11 protein-coding genes are annotated in these 17,318 nt (G+C 61.1%); 5 read left to right on the top strand and 6 right to left on the bottom strand.

Annotated elements, in window-relative coordinates; all coding sequences use genetic code 11:
* Positions 1–581: 581 nt before the first annotated feature.
* The 5 genes from AC6I1V_RS11930 (at position 582) to AC6I1V_RS11910 (ending at position 9,052) form a co-directional block, all read left to right on the top strand.
* On the top strand, positions 582–1,913 hold the full coding sequence (locus tag AC6I1V_RS11930) for an SWIM zinc finger family protein (protein ID WP_486854328.1): 1,332 nt from the start codon (positions 582–584) through the stop codon (positions 1,911–1,913).
* On the top strand, positions 1,910–3,568 hold the full coding sequence (locus AC6I1V_RS11925) for a DUF5691 domain-containing protein (protein ID WP_486854327.1): 1,659 nt from the start codon (positions 1,910–1,912) through the stop codon (positions 3,566–3,568). Before AC6I1V_RS11930 ends, AC6I1V_RS11925 begins: the two co-directional genes overlap by 4 nt.
* A gap of 9 nt (positions 3,569–3,577) precedes the next feature.
* Positions 3,578–4,672, top strand: coding sequence for an ATP-binding protein (locus AC6I1V_RS11920; protein ID WP_302551779.1), 1,095 nt, complete (start codon positions 3,578–3,580; stop codon positions 4,670–4,672).
* Positions 4,673–5,250: 578 nt separating this feature from the next.
* Positions 5,251–7,680, top strand: coding sequence for a DUF5682 family protein (locus AC6I1V_RS11915; protein WP_486854326.1), 2,430 nt, complete (start codon positions 5,251–5,253; stop codon positions 7,678–7,680).
* A gap of 202 nt (positions 7,681–7,882) precedes the next feature.
* On the top strand, positions 7,883–9,052 hold the full coding sequence (locus AC6I1V_RS11910; RefSeq protein ID WP_337431407.1) for a VWA domain-containing protein: 1,170 nt from the start codon (positions 7,883–7,885) through the stop codon (positions 9,050–9,052).
* 912 nt (positions 9,053–9,964) lie between these two features.
* Here the strand turns inward: AC6I1V_RS11910 and AC6I1V_RS11905 are convergent.
* From AC6I1V_RS11905 to AC6I1V_RS11880, 6 genes are all read right to left on the bottom strand, one after another.
* Positions 9,965–10,342, bottom strand: coding sequence for a rhodanese-like domain-containing protein (locus tag AC6I1V_RS11905; protein WP_486854325.1), 378 nt, complete (start codon positions 10,340–10,342; stop codon positions 9,965–9,967).
* Positions 10,343–10,521: 179 nt separating this feature from the next.
* Positions 10,522–11,013: a MucR family transcriptional regulator gene (locus AC6I1V_RS11900; protein WP_486854324.1), complete on the bottom strand. Its 492-nt coding sequence runs from the start codon at positions 11,011–11,013 to the stop codon at positions 10,522–10,524.
* Positions 11,014–12,098: 1,085 nt separating this feature from the next.
* Positions 12,099–12,395: a hypothetical protein gene (locus AC6I1V_RS11895; RefSeq protein WP_308771273.1), complete on the bottom strand. Its 297-nt coding sequence runs from the start codon at positions 12,393–12,395 to the stop codon at positions 12,099–12,101.
* A gap of 93 nt (positions 12,396–12,488) precedes the next feature.
* Complete coding sequence (locus tag AC6I1V_RS11890) at positions 12,489–13,817, bottom strand: sigma-54-dependent transcriptional regulator (protein ID WP_302551773.1); 1,329 nt, start codon at positions 13,815–13,817, stop codon at positions 12,489–12,491.
* Between the two features lie 624 nt (positions 13,818–14,441).
* Entirely contained in the window at positions 14,442–16,181 is a 1,740-nt protein-coding gene (locus tag AC6I1V_RS11885) for a sensor histidine kinase (protein WP_308770952.1), read from the bottom strand.
* Positions 16,182–16,188: 7 nt separating this feature from the next.
* Complete coding sequence (locus AC6I1V_RS11880; protein ID WP_302551771.1) at positions 16,189–17,316, bottom strand: universal stress protein; 1,128 nt, start codon at positions 17,314–17,316, stop codon at positions 16,189–16,191.
* Positions 17,317–17,318 lie beyond the last annotated feature (2 nt).

Genomic DNA, 17,318 nt, shown 5'->3' with positions numbered 1-17,318 from the left:
TTTTCCCCCTCCCAAACGGCGGCCTTTTACCCTTTATATCTCATTTGCATGAATGAGTTTTCCCGGAGCGCATCAAACGGGGGGAGGCAGGCATCTTCCTCGCGCACATGAACGGAGGTTTCACCCCGGAGCGGTCCGCCATCCGCACCTTAGCCCCTCCCCGCCCGCATGCGTGAGGCTTTTCCAACCTGCGCGGAACCATCGCCCCGTCCGTGACGTCCTTGGTGAGGGTTTCCCTTGAGATAGCAACAGCAAGGCACGCGCATGGGATTCTTGCCCGCATAGGCGAGGTTTTCCCCCATCCAAACAAGATCCCCGATAAAAGGGCCTTTTCCCCATCCCCTTGAGGAAAAGGCCCTTTTTGCGGATAGTGCCCTGAAAAGATTATGGGTTGCCGGAAAGCCCCCATTATGGCAGAACTCTTCCTACACTGTGGGGCATTCCCGCAGGGACGCCTGGCTTGCCGGCCTTGCCCTGAACAGGGCCCGCCGCGTAAGGGTAAAGGAGTTCCGCCGGGCCGTCCTTCCCTTCTTTCGATCCTTTAAGAAGCGGCCGCATGGCCGCCGACAACAGGACAGACGATGGAACTCACCTCCGAATCTGTACTGGCCCTCGCCCCGGATGCCTCCTCCGTCAAGGCGGCGCAAGCCCTGCTCAAACCCGGCCAGTGGCCGACGCTCGGCTTCAACGAAAACGCCGTATGGGGCGAATGCAAAGGCAGCGGCGCCAAACCCTACCAAGTCGAAGCCGACCTTTCCGGGCCGGTCTTCAAATGCACCTGCCCAAGCCGAAAATTCCCCTGCAAGCATTCCCTGGCCCTGCTCCTGCTCCGCGTCCGGCAAGAGGCCGCCTTTACGCAGGGCGAAGCGCCCGATTGGGTAAAGGAATGGCTTGACGCACGCGAGAAGCGCGCCGCGCGTCAGGAACAAAAGCAGGAAAACAAAGGCCAGCCCGCCGATCCCGCCGCAGCAGCCAAACGTGAGGCGTCCCGCCTGAAACGCATGGCTTCCGGCCTGGATGATCTGGAACGCTGGATGTGCGACCTTATACGCCACGGCCTCGGGCAGCTCTCCGGGGCCTCCGCATGGCAGGAGGAAGCCGCCGCGCGCATGGTCGATGCGCAGCTTCCCGGCATCGCCGCACGGCTGCGGAACCTGCAAGGCGTCACGTTCTCCGGGGAGGACTGGCCCGGCGTGGTGCTGGCCCAGTTTGGACAGCTGCAGCTCCTCATCGACGCCTTCCGCCATCTTGACGCGCTGTCCCCGGAGGAACAGGCGGATGTCCGTGCCGCCCTCGGCCTGTCCCCGGATAAGGACGAAGTGTTTGCCGCCGGGGAACGCCTGAGCGATCTCTGGCTGGTGCTCGGCGTAGGCTATGCCGAAGAAAACAAGCTCTGGCGGCGGCGCGTCTGGCTGCGCGGGCAGAACAGCGGACGCACGGCCCTGCTGCTGGATTTTTCACACGGCGGCAAGCACTTCGAGCAGAGCTTCGTCGTCGGCAGCCTTGCGGATATGACGCTGGCCTTCTATCCGGGCGCGGCTCCCCTGCGGGCCATCGCCACAGGCGCCCCCATCCGGGCGAAAACGGCCCCCATCCCTACGGTTCCCCTCCGCGAGGCGCTGGAAGGCATGGCGAAAGCCATCGCCGCGCAGCCGTGGCAATGGCCCCTGCCCCTCATGGTCAGCGACGGCGTCCCCTGCCGTTCCGATAACTCCTGGTTCCTGCAGACGGACGCAGGCGACCGCCTCCCGCTCTCCATAGCCGACAACGACGGCTGGGAACTGCTTGCGCAGGGCGGCGGACGCCCCCTGAGCATCTGGGGGGAATGGGACGGGGCCCGGTTTCAGCCCCTAAGCGCGTGGGAACCCGGAACGTCCGGTTCCCCGCTGTGGCGAGAAGGAGCCCGCCCATGAACATGCCTTTCCTGACCATGCAGGCGCTGCTCGGCACGGACAAGCGCCCGCCCGAACTTCCCGCCGACGACAGCGAACCCGGACGGCTCACGCAAGCCATTGCCGCCACGCGGGACGGCTCCGAAAACGCCGAGGCGCTCAAGCTGCTCCGCGCCGCCGGGGTGCAGGCCGTCTGCGGGCTGGCGGGGTATCTGCCGCCCCGCGCCGATTCCGCCCTCCCCGCCCCCTGCCCGCCGGAACCCCGCGCGTCCGTCGACAAGGCCGCCGTCATCGACGTATTGCGTCAAGCCCTTTCCAGCGACTCCGACCGTATGCGCCTTGAAGCCTTCAGGCTCATGTTCGCCGCGGGGAAAGTACTTCCCCCGGCGCTGCTCCCGCAGGCGCTGGAGCTTGGGCGCCGCACGCCGTCCCTGCGCGGGCCCATCGCCCTGATCGCCGGGGAACGCGGCCGCTGGCTCGCCGGACGGAACGCCGCATGGAACATCTTCGCCACCGACGCCGGAAACGAACTTGATCCTGAAATATGGGACAACGGCACGCTCATGCAGCGCGAAGCCTATCTCAAGTCCCTCCGCGCGCAGGACCCAGCCAAAGCCCGTGAACTCTTTGAAACGGCCTCCGCGTCCTTCGATGCCCGCGAACGCGCCGCCTTTACCGGGTGCCTCGGCGAAGGCCTGAGCGCGGCTGACGAAGCCTTTCTCGAAACCCTGCTGGAAAAGGATCGCAGCAGGGAAGTGCGCCAAGCCGCCGCATCCCTGCTCGTCCGCCTGCCGGAAAGCGGCTATGTCCGGCGCATGGGCGAACGCCTTGCCGCCTGCATCGTCGTCCCGGAGGCCAAGGGCGGGCTCATCGGCCGCATCGCCTCAGCCTTTTCCGCGCCGCTCCCGGCCGTCGAGCCCCCGGAATCCTTCGATCCTGAGTGGAAAAAGGACTTGCTGGAAGAAAAAAAGCCGCAGTACGAGGAGTTCGGCCAGCGCGCATGGTGGCTCTACCAGATAGGGCGCTGCGTACCGCTGGCGTGGTGGGAGGCGCATACCGGCCTGCCGCCCGAAGCCCTCATCGGCTGGGCGCAGAAAACCGACTGGCGCAACGTGCTGCTCCGCATCTGGCTGGATGCCGCCCTCCGTGAGCGCCATGCGGCATGGGCCTCCGCCCTGCTCGCGCATGTGTTCAAGGAACAGATTGAGATTTCCGTGGGCAAGGGCCACTTCAACGCCTCCGCATTCATCGGCCTTCTGCCGCCCCCCGAACGTGAGGCGGCCCTCCTTGAACGTTTCCCCTGCCCCGGCTCCGAGGGCGGCGGGGCTAAATTTGCACAGCAGCACTATAAACAGATGATGCAGTTCGGACGCTTCGCCGCATCCGAATGGGAGGAGGATGCAACCTTTTCCCTTGAAGGCGGGCGCGCCCTCATCCGGCGGATCCGCTTCTGGGCGAACCATTCCGAGGGCCTCAGCCAGAAAAGCTACGAGACCTCCTTCGCGCTGACCCATATCATTAAGGCCACTTTTTGGCTGATTCCGGTTTCCTTGCTGGATGATCTGCTTGAAGACTGGCCCCTCTGCGAAAACGGGGCCCCCTTCTGCCAATCCAGATACGAGTTTCTGGCCACGGCCATCAGAACCCGCAAGGCCCTTCACCAATACTTTGCCTGAGAGAAAACCATGAGCACGGCTACCAACGAAAACAAGCTGCGGCACCACGCCGAACAACAATTCGCCGAGGAACTGGAAGAACTCAAAAAATCCGACGCCCGCCAGCGTCCCGCCAACTGGGAGCTTTCCCCGTGGGCCGTCTGTACCTACCTGCTCGGCGGCGAACTGGACAACGGCTTTACGGTGTCCGCCAAGTATATCGGGAACCGCCGCATCATCGAAACGGCGGTCGCTACGCTGGCGACGGACCGGGCGCTCCTGCTGTACGGGGTTCCGGGAACGGCGAAATCGTGGGTGTCCGAACACTTGGCGGCGGCCATCAGCGGCGACTCCACGCGCATCATCCAGGGCACGGCGGGCACCAGCGAAGAACAGATGCGGTATGGCTGGAACTATGCGGAACTGCTCTCCAAAGGGCCGTCCCGCGCCGCGCTGGTGGAAAGCCCGCTCATGCGCGCCATGTCCGAAGGCCGCATCGCCCGCGTGGAGGAACTGACCCGCATCCCCGCCGACGTGCAGGATACGCTGATCACCATCCTGTCCGAAAAGACCCTCCCCATCCCCGAGCTCAACGACGAAGTGCAGGCCGTGCGCGGCTTCAACCTCATCGCCACGGCGAACAACCGGGATAAAGGCGTCAACGAACTGTCCTCCGCGCTCAAACGGCGCTTCAATACGGTCATCCTGCCCGTGCCCGCCACGGAGGAAGAGGAAATCAGCATCGTGTCCAAGCGCGTCTCCGAAATGGGCCGCGCGCTGGAGCTTCCCGCCGAGCCCCCGGCGCTGCATGAAGTGCGCCGCGTGGTGCAGATCTTCCGCGAGCTGCGGAACGGGCAGACCGAAGACGGCAAGACCAAGCTCAAGTCGCCCACCGGCACGATGAGCACGGCGGAGGCCATCTCCGTGCTCAACAGCGGCATGGCGCTTGCCGCGCACTTCGGGGACGGCGTGCTGCACGCCCGTGACATCGCCGCGAGCCTCGTGGGTGCGGTGGTCAAGGATCCCGTGCAGGACGATCTCGTCTGGCGCGAGTACCTCGAAACCGTGGTCAAGGAACGCTCCGACTGGAAGGACCTCTACCGCGCCTGCCGCGAAGTGGATTAGTGAAGGAACCGGGGGAGGGAGCTTTTTGAAAAGGCTCTGTCATAGCACATGGTTGTTTTGTCTCGGCAATATGCTGAAAAATATATGCTTTTTCTCCAATTTCCCGCTGGCAGGCTCCATGACTGGGGGATTTCATTGGTTATCCTTTTGGAATTTCAAGAGATAAAGCATCAACCGTTTTCTATGACACAGCCTTTGAAAAAAGCCCCCTCCCCCGTACCCCCACCCGCAAAAACTTCGACCAGTGGGGAGGCGGCGCAAAGGGCGTTCAGGACGGAGTACGGCGGGACTGGGGAATCGGCCCATGCCGCGCCGTTTCCGTTCAGCCATGCGTATGCCGCCGGAAAACAGGGGGGCCGTATGCCCCGTTCCTCAGGGGTCACCCCGGGGACAAACGGGGCAAGCCAAGGCCGTCCCAATGGCGTTGAAATGCCGCCCATCCGGGGCAAACGGAGCAAACGCCGCCCTGAAGTTGTTGCAAGAAGAAGGATGCACGCCGCATGTCGATTCGGGGCAAAAGGCTTTCCGGCCTTCCTTCGGCGGGCGTTCCTCCCCAACAGTTTACAAAAGGCTTCGCCATGCCTGATCAGACCGTTCGACTTTTCGGCATCCGCCACCACGGGCCGGGGTGCGCCCGCAGCCTGTTGCTGGCTCTGGAAGCAATGCAGCCCGACTGCCTGTTGATCGAAGGGCCGCCGGACGGGGAATCCGTGCTGCCGTTCGTGCTCGAATCCGGGATGTGCCCCCCGGTGGCCCTGCTCGTGTACGCTCCCGACGATTCCCGCCGCGCCGTCTTCTACCCTTTCGCCGAGTTCTCCCCGGAATGGCAGGCATTACGGTACGGCTTGGGCCAATCCCTCCCGGTGCGCTTCATGGATCTGCCCATCGCCCATCAATTCGGGCTGGACAAGGCTTTTGAAGATGAATGCAGGGCGGCGGAAGAGGAAGCCCTGAAAAACGCGGAAGAACATACAAAAACGGAACCCGCCGAAGGCACGGAAGCCCCCGCTTCGGACGCGCAGGCACCTGAAGGCGCCGCCCCGGATGCCCTCACTGGCGGAGAGGCCCCCGAACAGCCTGAAGGCGGCGATGCGGGCGGTGCGGAGGGAGACGCCGGGGATGAGGCGTCTGATCAGGAGGAGGTTTACGGCGATCCGCTCGACTGGCTCGGACGCGCCGCCGGATACGGCGACGGCGAGGCGTGGTGGAACCATATGGTCGAGGAGCGCATCGACGGCCTTGAACTGTTCGACGCCATCCGCGAAGCCATGACCACGCTGCGGGCCGAAGCGCCCAGGCGCGAACGCGGCGAGTGGGAGGCGCGGCGGGAAGCCCTGCGCGAAGCGTACATGCGCAAAACGCTGCGGCAGGCGAAAAAGGAAGGCTTCCAGCGCATCGCCGTGATCTGCGGCGCGTGGCATGTGCCCGCGCTTGAAGCGGAAACGCCCGCCAAGCAGGACAACGGCCTGCTCAAGGGGCTGCCCAAGATGAAGGTCGCAGCGACATGGACGCCGTGGACGTATGCCAACCTGAGCAGCCGGAGCGGTTACGGCGCGGGCGTGACCTCTCCCGCGTGGTACGAGCACCTCTGGCGCAGCGGCAAGGGCGATCGGGCCATCGGCTGGCTGGCCCACGCCGCCCGCCTGTTCCGCGAACAGGACATGGACTGCTCGTCCGCCCACATCATCGAAGCCTCGCGCCTCGCCACGTCGCTGGCGGCCCTGCGCGAGCGGCCCCGCCCCGGCTTGCCGGAACTTTACGAAGCCCTGCAAACCACGGTCTGCATGGGCGACCCCGCGCCGCTGCGCCTCATCGAGCGCCAGCTTATCGTGGGCGACAAACTGGGGACGATCCCCGAAACAGCGCCCACCGTCCCGCTCCAGCGGGATCTGGGGCAGCAGCAGAAGACCCTGCGCCTGAAGCCTGAAGCCGCGCAGAAGGTATTGGATCTCGATCTGCGCCAAGCCAACGATCTGGCGCGCAGCCACCTCCTGCACCGCCTGCGGCTGCTGGAGATCGGCTGGGCCACGCCGGGAGGCGGCCGGAACGCCAAGGGGACGTTCCATGAACTTTGGGAAATGCAGTGGGTGCCGGAGCTCTCCATTGCGGTGATCGCCGCCAGCCGCTGGGGAAACACCATCCTTGAAGCCGCTACCGCGAAGGCCGTGGAACTGTCCCGTGAAGCGGACCTGCTCCGATTGGCGGAGCTGGTGAACGACATCCTGTTCGCCGACCTGCCGGACGCCGTAGGGCACGCCACCCGTATGCTGGAAGAAAAGGCCGCCACAGCCAACGACGTCGGCCAACTGCTGGAAGCCATCCCGTCATTGGCGGCCATCGCCCGCTACGGCAACGTGCGCCGAACCGACGCCGGGATGGTCGCCCGTGTCCTTGATGGCCTGATCCCCCGTGCATCCATCGGGCTGCCGGGGGCCTGCACCTCGCTGGATGACGAAAGCGCCGCCGCCATGCGCACCCGCATCATCACGGCGCACAACGCAATCCGGCTCCTTGGAAACGAAGGGCTTTGGGAAAGCTGGCTGTCCGCCCTGCACCAGACGGCCCTGCGCGACGGGATGGTTCACGAGCTGCTGCGGGGCATGGCCGTGCGCCTGCTGTTCGACGAGCAGCGCCTCCCTGTGGAAGAAACCGCCCGGCTGATGAGCCTTTCCCTGTCGGCGGCGGCCGCGCCCGCCTCGGCCTCCGCATGGATCGAGGGGTTCCTGAACCAAAGCGCGCTTGTGCTGCTGCATGACGACGCCCTGTGGGGTGTGCTCGCCAACTGGCTGGACGGCCTGAACGAGACGCATTTTACCAATATCCTTCCCATGCTGCGCCGGACATTCTCAGGCTTTTCCGCCCCCGAACGCCGGCAGCTCGGCGAACGCGCCAAGCGCCCCGCCGGAAAGCCGATGCAGAAACAGGCCGAAACCCGTTGGGATGCGGAACGCGCGGCCCTGCCCGTCCCGTTGCTGCGGCGCGTGCTCGGCTTCACGGATCAAGCGTAACCATTTCGCTGGGATGGATGATTACTGCGGCACGTGCTCGGCCTCACGGCACAGGCATAGCCGGATGGAGGGCGTTGGCTTCCGCATGGCGCTTCCCCAAAGGCATGGAATTCACAGGGCATACAATCAAAATGATTCAAAGGCTAACACGCTCAACGGATGGCGCCGGGCTTACGGCGGCTCCAAGGGGCGACAGGAGTTGATGATGGATACGGCTGAAGGGGAACGCTTGCGGCGTTGGCGGCTGGTGCTCGGCGAAGAGGCGCAGGCGAGCTGCGGCCTTGCCGGGCTGAGCCCCGAAGACCGGCAGATGGACGAGGCGCTGGCGGCGCTGTACGAAGCGGACAGCAGGCACAGCCTGCGGGGCGGCAGCGGGGCCTCGTCGCCGCGCGTGGCCCGCTGGCTTGGGGACATCCGGCGCTTTTTCCCGTCTTCAGTGGTGCAAGTCATGCAGAAGGATGCCTTCGATCGCCTCAACCTGCACAGTATGTTGCTCCAGCCGGAAATGCTCGAAAGCGTGCAGCCCGACGTGAACCTTGTGTCCACGCTCATGTCGCTGCGGGGCATCATCCCCGAAAAGACCAAGGAAACGGCCCGGCTGGTCGTCCGCAAGGTCGTGGACGCGCTCATGAAGCAGCTTGAGGAGCCCATGCGCACGGCGGTCAGCGGCGCGCTGAACCGGGCCGTGCGCAACCGTCGCCCCCGCCATGCCGAGATCGACTGGAACCGCACGATCCGGGCGAACCTCAAGCATTGGCAGCAGGAATACAAAACCATCGTGCCGGAAACGCTGATCGGCTATGGCCGCAAATCGCAGCGCGTCCAGCGGGAAATCATCCTCTGCATCGACCAGAGCGGCTCAATGGCGTCGTCGGTCGTCTACTCCAGCATCTTCGGCGCGGTCATGGCCTCCATGCCCGCCGTGAAAACCCATCTCGTCGTGTTCGATACCGCCGTGGTGGACATGACCGAACAGCTTGACGATCCCGTCGATCTGCTGTTCGGCGTCCAGCTCGGCGGCGGCACGGACATCAACCGCGCGGTGGGCTACTGCCAGTCGCTGATCCGCGATCCGCGCAACACCATCCTTGTGCTCATTTCCGACCTCTACGAAGGCGGCGTGGAAAAGAACCTGCTCCAACGCGCCAACGAGCTCGTGCAGTCCGGCGTACAGGTCATCACCCTTCTCGCCCTGAGCAATGAAGGCGCGCCGTTCTACGACAAGGCCCTCGCCGCCAAACTCGCCGGCCTCGGCATCCCGTCCTTCGCCTGCACTCCCGACCTGTTCCCCGGCATGATGGCCGCCGCCATCCGCAAGGAGGACGTCAACCTTTGGGCCGCCAAACAGGGCATCGTCGTTCCTAAAGGATAACATCCATCCCCGCACGTTTTTGGAGGCGGCACCACGGTTTTCCTCCGCGCATCAACCGCCTCACATCAGCCGTATAAAAAGCCGCCCGGCCCTTCCGCAACGAAGAACCGGGCGTTTTTTCATGGCTCTGTTATAGCTTGCAGTTGTTTCATCTCCACTGTACGGTGAAAATACAGCTTTTTTCTCCGGTTTTCCTCTTGGCGAAATACAGGACTAAGGCATTTTTTCGGTTATCCCTTTGGAGCTTCAAGGAAAAAAGCATCAACCATTTTCTATGGCACAGCCTTTTTCATCTTGCCCATGACCGGGGCCCGCCCGGTTCACGGCCTTTCGGCGTCCGGGCATTGCTGTAAGGGGCAGTCTGGGGCGATGCCTCCCAAATAAATAAGGGGATGGGCCCCGCGCCTTCCTTTCCGCCCCTAATGATTCCGCTCCTCGGAGCCTGTTTCAGGCGTATTTCCTTTTCCCGGTCAAGCGCCGCCGCCCCTTTTCGGATAGCTCTGTCATGGCATGTGCTTGTTTCATCTCCACAGCACGGTGAAAAATACAGCCTTTTTCTCCAGCTTTTCCATTAGCGGAATCCACGGCTAAGGGATTTCGCCGATTATTTCTTTGAAACTTCAAAGAAAAAACATCAACCATTTTTCATGACACAGCTTTTCGGATACGTTCACGAAGGAAAGGAAGAAAAAGGCTCGTTATAGCATGTGGTTGTTTCATCTCCACAGTACGGTGAACAATAGAGCTTTTTTCCTATTTTTCGCCTTGGTGGGATCCACAGCTAAGGCATTTTTCCGGTTATCCCTTTGGAACTTCAAGGAAAAAGGCATCAAACTTTTTCTATGACACAGCCAAGAAAAAAGCCCTCCGTTCCAATGGGGAAGGGAGGGCGGGCTTGGATGAGGGCAAATTTCAGGCAAGAACCCCGGAGGCAAAAGGCGGTTCCTGCGCAAAGCAAGGCAGGAGCTCGCGTATGCTCCAAACCGGAAAACCCGCCTGCTCCCATGCGAGGATCCCGCCTCCGAGCTGGTACGCCTTGCCCGGAGCGCTTCTTTCCAAGAGCTCGGCCTTGTTCCGCGTCCTATTCCCCGAACGGCAAAAAAAGACGACCGGCTTGCCGGAAAAACGGCTGTCCAGCCCGTCCCCGCGCTCCAATGCATCGAGGGGAACCAGCGGGCAGCCGGGGATCGCCCGTTTGAGGAATTCCTTTTCTGTACGGACATCCACGAAAAAGGCGCCACCATTGCGAAAAAGCGTCATGGCCTCTTGTGGGGACAATGTTTCCAACATCGGAAAAACCATTCGTTGAAGTCAGGGGAAAGGGGCGGCGTACAAGCCAAACGGCAGGGGCACGCCATGCGAAAAAGTGATGCCGCCCCCAAAGGCGGAAGAGCTATCGCACCTTCCGGCTTCTCCCGCCCAAGCGCACGCCATAAAACAGGGCACCCAAACGGATGCCCCGCCTTCTTTTACTTCAGGTGTTCGCCGGACAGCTTCTGCTCTCTGGAGCGCTGGGCCTTCTGCACGTTTTCCTGCAATTTTTCCAGCAGGTTCTTGCAGATAAGCTTCTGTTCCTGTGCGTATCCGCACAACTTCTTGTATTCATCCACGGAAATCCCGTGGGAGAGAAGGTGCTTTGCCGTCAGATTCTGGAATCCCCGGCCGCAGAGGCAGCACTGGACAACATCTTCCCCAATGGCTTCTTCAGGACGGACAACAAGGCTGCGTTTGGTGAATTTCTTCTTCGGCGCGGCGCTGGGGGCGGCCTCGGCAGCTTCCGGCATGGGCTCTTCAATGTTCACCTGTTCGCAAACAGGCTCTTCCATGTCCATTGCCGCCAGCTTGTTATTGGCCTGAATAAGCCCGGCTTTAAGAACGGTAAACTGTTCGATGATGAACGGGGTGGGCTGTTCGGGATATCTTTCCATAACCAGTTTCAGCAATTCGGCATCACTTATCATGTATTCACCTCCAAGTAGATTGCCTAGCAATGTAATCGACTTTTATCCCCTTGTATAGACCGTCTGGTCATAGAAGGATATTTTTTGTCTGATTACAATAAAAAATAGAACGCGGTGCAAGGAGGGTTATTCCGTTTACGAGAAGTTATCCAAGACAGAAAACCGGTTGTGCAGTCTTGCTTTGGAAACCGCAGGAGCGTTTGTCCCGTTTCCTGCAGGGGGCAGCATCATGGAGACAGGGCTTATTCCGGCAAGGCAAGGATTGTTCCAAAACCATCATCATTTGCTTGCCTTTTCATGAGCCGACCTGTGTTCACAGGGATCGTTTTTCGGCTTATGCCGTACCGTAAGATACGGAGCCCCAATATCATCATGTTCCTAACAGCCTCTTCAACGCACTCAAGCAGATCCGCATTGCAGCAAACGGTAAAAACGTTCCCTAGAAAAGATGGAAGGCGTCCATTCGGAAAAGGTATTGCGGGCTCCTTTGCCTTGCGCAATCCTAAGAAGCTAGGATGAAGGCTTCTTTCTGCTTAGAAAAAAGCAATAGGATAATGAAAAACCTAGATTTTCTTTTAGAGGCAATCCCTAGCGGGAAGCCTTCTTTCCATAATTAAAGGCTCTGTCATGGTATGTGGTTGTTTCATCTCCACAGCACGCTGAAAGTACGGCTTTTTTATCCGTTTTTCCCATTGACGGAATCCACAGCTAAAACATTTTGTTGGTTATCCCTTTGGAACTTTAAAGAGAAAAGTATCAACCATCTTCTCTGGCACAGCCTAAAGAAAAAGCATCAGCCATTTTCTCTGGCACAACCTAGGCCGTGTCGTTATTTTATATAACTATTTGAAATTATTAAAAACAATCTTTTTGTAACTTAAAAAATAGTTAAATGATTTCAATAGATTATATCTGATTGACGACACGGCCTAGTCAAAGCCCCCCGCTTAGCTGGTGGTTTCTTGTTTCGGATACTTCGTATCCTCAACAGGCTGAAGCCCACAATGAAAAAGGATGCCCTTCCGAAACCGAAAGGGCATCCTTTTCACTATCTCGTGAAGCGCCGTACTCCGACACCGGCACGCTCAAGGTTTCTTCTGCCCAGCGCCGCCGAACAGTTCCCGGTACTCCTCGTCAAATTCTTCAAAGGACAGGGGCACTGGCTTCCCTTTCGCGGCACCGGCCCTCGCATGGACAAGCGAAGGGATCACGTCGGAAACGTCGTTGAACCCGTCCCGTGTATATGAAATTTCCACAGGGCGCCCATTCCGCCAGAACCGACAGATTACGGGATACGTTTCGTCAGGATTCCTGATCACATCGCAGACCATGCCGTACCCGTACGCGGCATCCAACACGCTGTCTCCGGCGATAAACCCCATATCAGCCTCCCTTCAGCCCGTCCCTTGCCGCTTGCGGCGCCGAAACGGGAAGATGGCTCCTTCATACGGCCTTCCGCCCCAAAAAGGAAGCCGTCAGGCTCCAAGTTCCTTGCGCTTGCGCCAGAGCGTCACGGTGTTGATTCCAAGCAGTTCGGCGGCCCGCTCCATGCTGACGCCGAGCCCGAGCACACGCCGGATGTGTTCCGCTTCCAGCTCGCGCAGGGTCAGGATATGCGGCCCCTCATCCGGGCCGGGCCGCATCCCTTCCCCGGCGGTCAGCGCGGGCGGCAAATCAGCCAGCGTCACTTCGCGCCCGGCGGCGAGCAGCGCGACCCGCTCCATGACGTTCCGCAGTTCCCGGACGTTGCCGGGCCAGCCGTACCTCAACAGAGCCTGACGCGCGGCCTGAGACAGGGTGGGCGGCGTGCCGTACTTGGCAGAAGCGGAACGCAGCAGCTTCGCGGCGAGGGGTTCGATGTCCTCAGGGCGCTCCCGCAACGGCGGAACCGTACATTCAAAGACGTTCAGCCTGTAGTACAGATCTTCGCGGAACGCCCCGGACTTCATCATGGCGGCAAGATCCCGGTTTGTTGCGGCAATGATGCGCACGTCCAGCCGGATAGGTTTGTTGTCCCCGACCCGCTCAATGACTTTATCTTCAAGGAAACGCAACAGCTTGGACTGTGCCGTAGCCGAAAGCTCCCCGATTTCGTCAAGGAACAGGGTGCCGCCTTCCGCCAGCTCGAATTTGCCGGCCTTATCGCGCACCGCTCCGGTAAAAGCCCCCCGAACGTGCCCGAATACTTCGGATTCAAAAAGGTTTTCCGCAATTGACGTGCAGGTTACTTCCACAAAAGGCTTGTCCGCCCGCGCCGATCTCCTATGGATGGAGCGGGCCAGCTCAGTCTTGCCCGATCCCGTCTCGCCGGACAGCAGCACGGTGGCATCGCTCGGCGCGATCCGTTCCACGACGGACTGGAGCGCCTGGCATTTCGGCGAAGTCAGCCCGTCAAACCAGTCGCCGGAACCGGCCCGCAAGCGCGAGTTTTCCCGCTGGAGGTCTACCAGCATCTCTATCTTGCGGATGAGGTGTTCCAACTGTTCGGTGGAGAATGGTTTCGGCAGATAATCGTAGGCCCCGGCTTTGATGGCGGACACGGCGTTTTCGTATGAGGCGAAAGCGGTCATGACTACGCAGATCATCTCAGGCCAGCGCGCATGCGCATCCCGCACCAGCTCCACCCCGGACATGCCTTCCATGCGCATGTCCGTCAGCAGCAAGTCCGCGCCCTTCTCTTCCAGCGCCTTGATTGCTGCTTCCGCGCTCTCCACGCCCACGGGTTGGCAACCCATCATTTTCAGGCCAAGCATCAGCGTCCGTACGATCCCCGGATCGTCGTCCGCCACCAGAACTCGCAGCATGTGGGACTCCTTATGAGGATGAATGGGGGAGGGGAGAGGAAACCTTTCTGGAGAAAGGTTTCCTCTCCCCTCCCCCAAGCCCCCTCCTCTCTCCTTCCCAAGACTTTCCTATGCGGGCATCAGCCTGTTCCTCCATGCGGAAACGGGCCGACCGTAATCTGTTCGTTATCGTAAAAAGGCCATCGGCTCAAATCGGCGGCAACGGCCCTCGGCGCAGGCTTATCCCGGAGTTCGGGCTGATTGCCGCAACGCCGGGCACCTGTACATTTCCACCTTCGGCTGCCTAAAGATGTTATCCTCTTTCCGGCAGGATGAACCTTTTCGTAACCCAAAGCCCCGGAATGGGGATTCGGTACGTATGAGAAATATGGCTGTGTTATAGAACATGGTTGATGCTTTTTTCCTTGAAGTTCCACAGGGATAACCGGAAAATGCCTTGGCCGTGGATCCCGCCAAGGGAAAAACCGGAGAGAAAAGGCTGTATTTTCACTTCACTATGAGATGAAACAACCACAAACTATAACAGAGCCAAAAATATTCGGAACGGGAGGATACGGAAGGAGGGGGAAGGGGTGTCCCTTCCTTCAGAAAGTTTCCCCCATCCCCAATGCCTCTGCCCTTCCTCTACTTCGCCAACGGCAGCAGCACGGTAAAGACGGCCCCTCCTCCGGGGTTCCGCGCATAACGGATCACGCCGCCGTGCGCCTCCACAATGTCACGGGTGATCGCCAAGCCGAGCCCGACCAGCCCTTCGCGCGTCCCGGCCGTCCGCCCATGCGAGAACGGCTCGAACAAACGCGCCTCCAGATCCGGCGGAATCCCCGGCCCATCGTCTTCCACCCGAAGGACGGCATCGTCCTCTTCCTGCGTGATGACGATCCGTACCGTGGAGCCCACGGAACCGACGCGCAGGGCGTTGGACACCAGATTCGACAATACCCAAGCGAACCGTTCGGTATCAATGGTCACGGGAATGTCGGTTTCGGGCATGTCCAGAAGAAGGTGTTCGCCGGACTCGCGGGCCACCAGTTGGAAGGGGATCAGCCACTCGCGCACGCGTTCGACGAGATCCACCGTATCGGGGACAAGCTGGAGCGCCGAGGGGCTCATGCGGGCGATTTCCATAAACTGCCGGGCCACGGTACGCAGCCGGGCGGCATCCTGCCCCACAGTCTCCACCAGCATGGACATCTCCTCATCCAGCCCCGGACGCCGGGCCATGAGATCCGCCGCCAAACCAAGGGACTGCATGGGGGTCTTCAACTCGTGGGAAATCCAGTCCATCATCTCCGAACGCAGCCCGTAGCGCCGCCGCTTCTCGGTCACGTCGCTCAGGAGAAACACCTGCCCCGTCACCGCTCCCTTGTTGTTGAGCAGGCTCCGCCGGCGTCCGGCATAAATGCGTTCCTCGCCGCCGACGCGCAGGGTAATTTCCTGCTTGCCCTGCATGTCGTCGCGGAGGCCGTCCCGCAGGGCCATGTAGTTGGGCGCGCTGGTGGACAAATCCTTCCACGGCATGCCCTGCACATCATCTTTGGCCAAGCCGAGGAGCGAAAGCATACGGCGGCTGACCAGCATGACCTCCCCTGCGGCGTTCAGCACCAACACCCCGTCCTCGACAGACTCAAGGATCACCTCAAGTTTCCGCTTTTCCACGACCAGCTTGTGCACGTTCAGCTTGTCCAGTTCCCCAAGGCGATCCCACAGGCGGGACAGCTCGTCGAACAACAGCCGCACTTCCAGCGTCTGCGGCTCCGGCAGATGGAGCTTCCGCCCAAGCTGCGGACGATCGCGGAACAGTTCCGCCACCCGCCGCAGCGGATGGGCCAGACGCTCCGCCACGCTGTCCGCAAGGAGAAAGGCCCAAAACGTGCCGAGCAGGAACGCCGCCGCCGTCACCGCCATCATAATGTCGCGGAACCGGGCGTTCTTGCTGAGCCGCAGGAACATGCCCCGCTCGTTGACCTGAACAAGAGCGTCGATGCTGGCGTGCAGGCCCCGGTAATTGGCGTCGTCCGGGTTCAGGCGGTACGCATCCCATGAGGCTTGAAGCTCCGCAATGACCTTCCGCTCGGCCTCTTCGGTAATGTTGCTGGAGGCCTGCTCCAGCGTGTCGGCAAACCGTTTCTCCCAGCCGATCATATCGGTGTCGCGGTATAGCCCAGGGAACCGGATGCCGTTCATGGCCCGTACCATCTCCTGTGCGTAGGCGATGGAATCATAGTTCATGCGGATAAGTTCCGAGGGGACGCGCCCCGCAATGGTGATGCCGATCACCATCAAGACCCCGAGCGCCCCGAACAGCAGCACGAGACGCAAAAACGAACGGCGTATCCGCTTGTGCATAGTGGGAAGAACAATCATGACGCGCTCACTTGATATACTTCGGGGTAACGTTGGCGACGTGCACATCCACGCCTACGGCCTCATACAGGAAATCCAGCAGGAACGAGCCGCGCAGCCGTTCCCGCAAGGGCGACAGCCGCGACTTGCCGAAAATCGCGTGCCGCACGTTGCGTTCGCTGGCGAAATTCACCAGCGTTTCGGCGATGTCCACGCCTTCAAGCTGCACCACTTCCGCGCCAAGCCTCGTCGCCAACTGCAGGTTGTACTGAAGCTGGCGCTGAATGCCCGCATCTATGCGGGTCGGGCTTTCCTGCGGCCTGCGGACATACACCACATAACACGGCGATCCGAGCTGGTTCGCCATGCGCACGCCGCGGCGGATAAGCGATTCGGCATCCGTGGGCGAGGAACTTAGGGCCACCATGACCGCTTCCACCGCATACCCGGCCAGAGCGGGCTTGAGGAGCTCCTGCGCCTCGATCTTGCGGACCTGATCCCCCGATGCCTCGCGCAGGCACAGCTCGCGGAGAAAGGACAGGTTCTCGTACGTGAAGAAGCTCGACAGCGCCCGCTCAGCCTGTTGCGGCGCGTAAATCTTGCCCTGCCGGAGGCGCTCGCGGAGCTCCTCTTTGGTCACGTCCACGTTGACGACCTGATCGGCGCGCCGCAGGACAGTATCCGGGATGCGCTCCCGGACGGCGATGCCGGTGGCCTCTTCCACGCGTGCCGCCACGGATTCCAGATGCTGCACGTTGATGGTTGAAATGACGTTGACGCCCTGCGCCAGCACTTCAAGCACATCCTGGTAGCGCTTGGCGTTCTTGGAGCCGTCGGCGTTGGTATGGGCCAGCTCGTCCACCAGCACGACCTGCGGCTTACGGGCAAGGATGGCCTCGGCGTCCATTTCGTGGAATACGGCGTCCCCCACACGCCATTCGCGGGGAGGTACGGCTTCCAGATGTTCGGAGAGCGCCATCGTCTCAGGGCGGTCGTGAGGTTCGAGATACCCGATCACCACATCCACATGCTGCTGTTTCAGGCGCAGCCCCTCCTGCAGCATGGCGTAGGTTTTCCCCACGCCGGCCGCGTACCCCAGATAGATTTTAAGGGATCCTTGCCGCTTACGTTCGATCAGTTCCGCAAAACCATCCATGA

Source organism: Bilophila sp. T19-St14, assembly GCF_059728385.1.
This window is presented reverse-complemented; position numbering and strand designations above follow the sequence as displayed.

Excerpts from the sequence above, each read along its gene's own strand:
- AC6I1V_RS11930 (WP_486854328.1), top strand. The coding sequence starts at position 582 with ATGGAACTCACCTCCGAATCTGTACTGGCCCTCGCCCCGGATGCCTCC.
- AC6I1V_RS11925 (WP_486854327.1), top strand. The coding sequence starts at position 1,910 with ATGAACATGCCTTTCCTGACCATGCAGGCGCTGCTCGGCACGGACAAG.
- AC6I1V_RS11920 (WP_302551779.1), top strand. The coding sequence starts at position 3,578 with ATGAGCACGGCTACCAACGAAAACAAGCTGCGGCACCACGCCGAACAA.
- AC6I1V_RS11915 (WP_486854326.1), top strand. The coding sequence starts at position 5,251 with ATGCCTGATCAGACCGTTCGACTTTTCGGCATCCGCCACCACGGGCCG.
- AC6I1V_RS11910 (WP_337431407.1), top strand. The coding sequence starts at position 7,883 with ATGATGGATACGGCTGAAGGGGAACGCTTGCGGCGTTGGCGGCTGGTG.
- AC6I1V_RS11905 (WP_486854325.1), bottom strand. The coding sequence starts at position 10,342 with ATGTTGGAAACATTGTCCCCACAAGAGGCCATGACGCTTTTTCGCAAT.
- AC6I1V_RS11900 (WP_486854324.1), bottom strand. The coding sequence starts at position 11,013 with ATGATAAGTGATGCCGAATTGCTGAAACTGGTTATGGAAAGATATCCC.
- AC6I1V_RS11895 (WP_308771273.1), bottom strand. The coding sequence starts at position 12,395 with ATGGGGTTTATCGCCGGAGACAGCGTGTTGGATGCCGCGTACGGGTAC.
- AC6I1V_RS11890 (WP_302551773.1), bottom strand. The coding sequence starts at position 13,817 with ATGCTGCGAGTTCTGGTGGCGGACGACGATCCGGGGATCGTACGGACG.
- AC6I1V_RS11885 (WP_308770952.1), bottom strand. The coding sequence starts at position 16,181 with ATGATTGTTCTTCCCACTATGCACAAGCGGATACGCCGTTCGTTTTTG.
- AC6I1V_RS11880 (WP_302551771.1), bottom strand. The coding sequence starts at position 17,316 with ATGGATGGTTTTGCGGAACTGATCGAACGTAAGCGGCAAGGATCCCTT.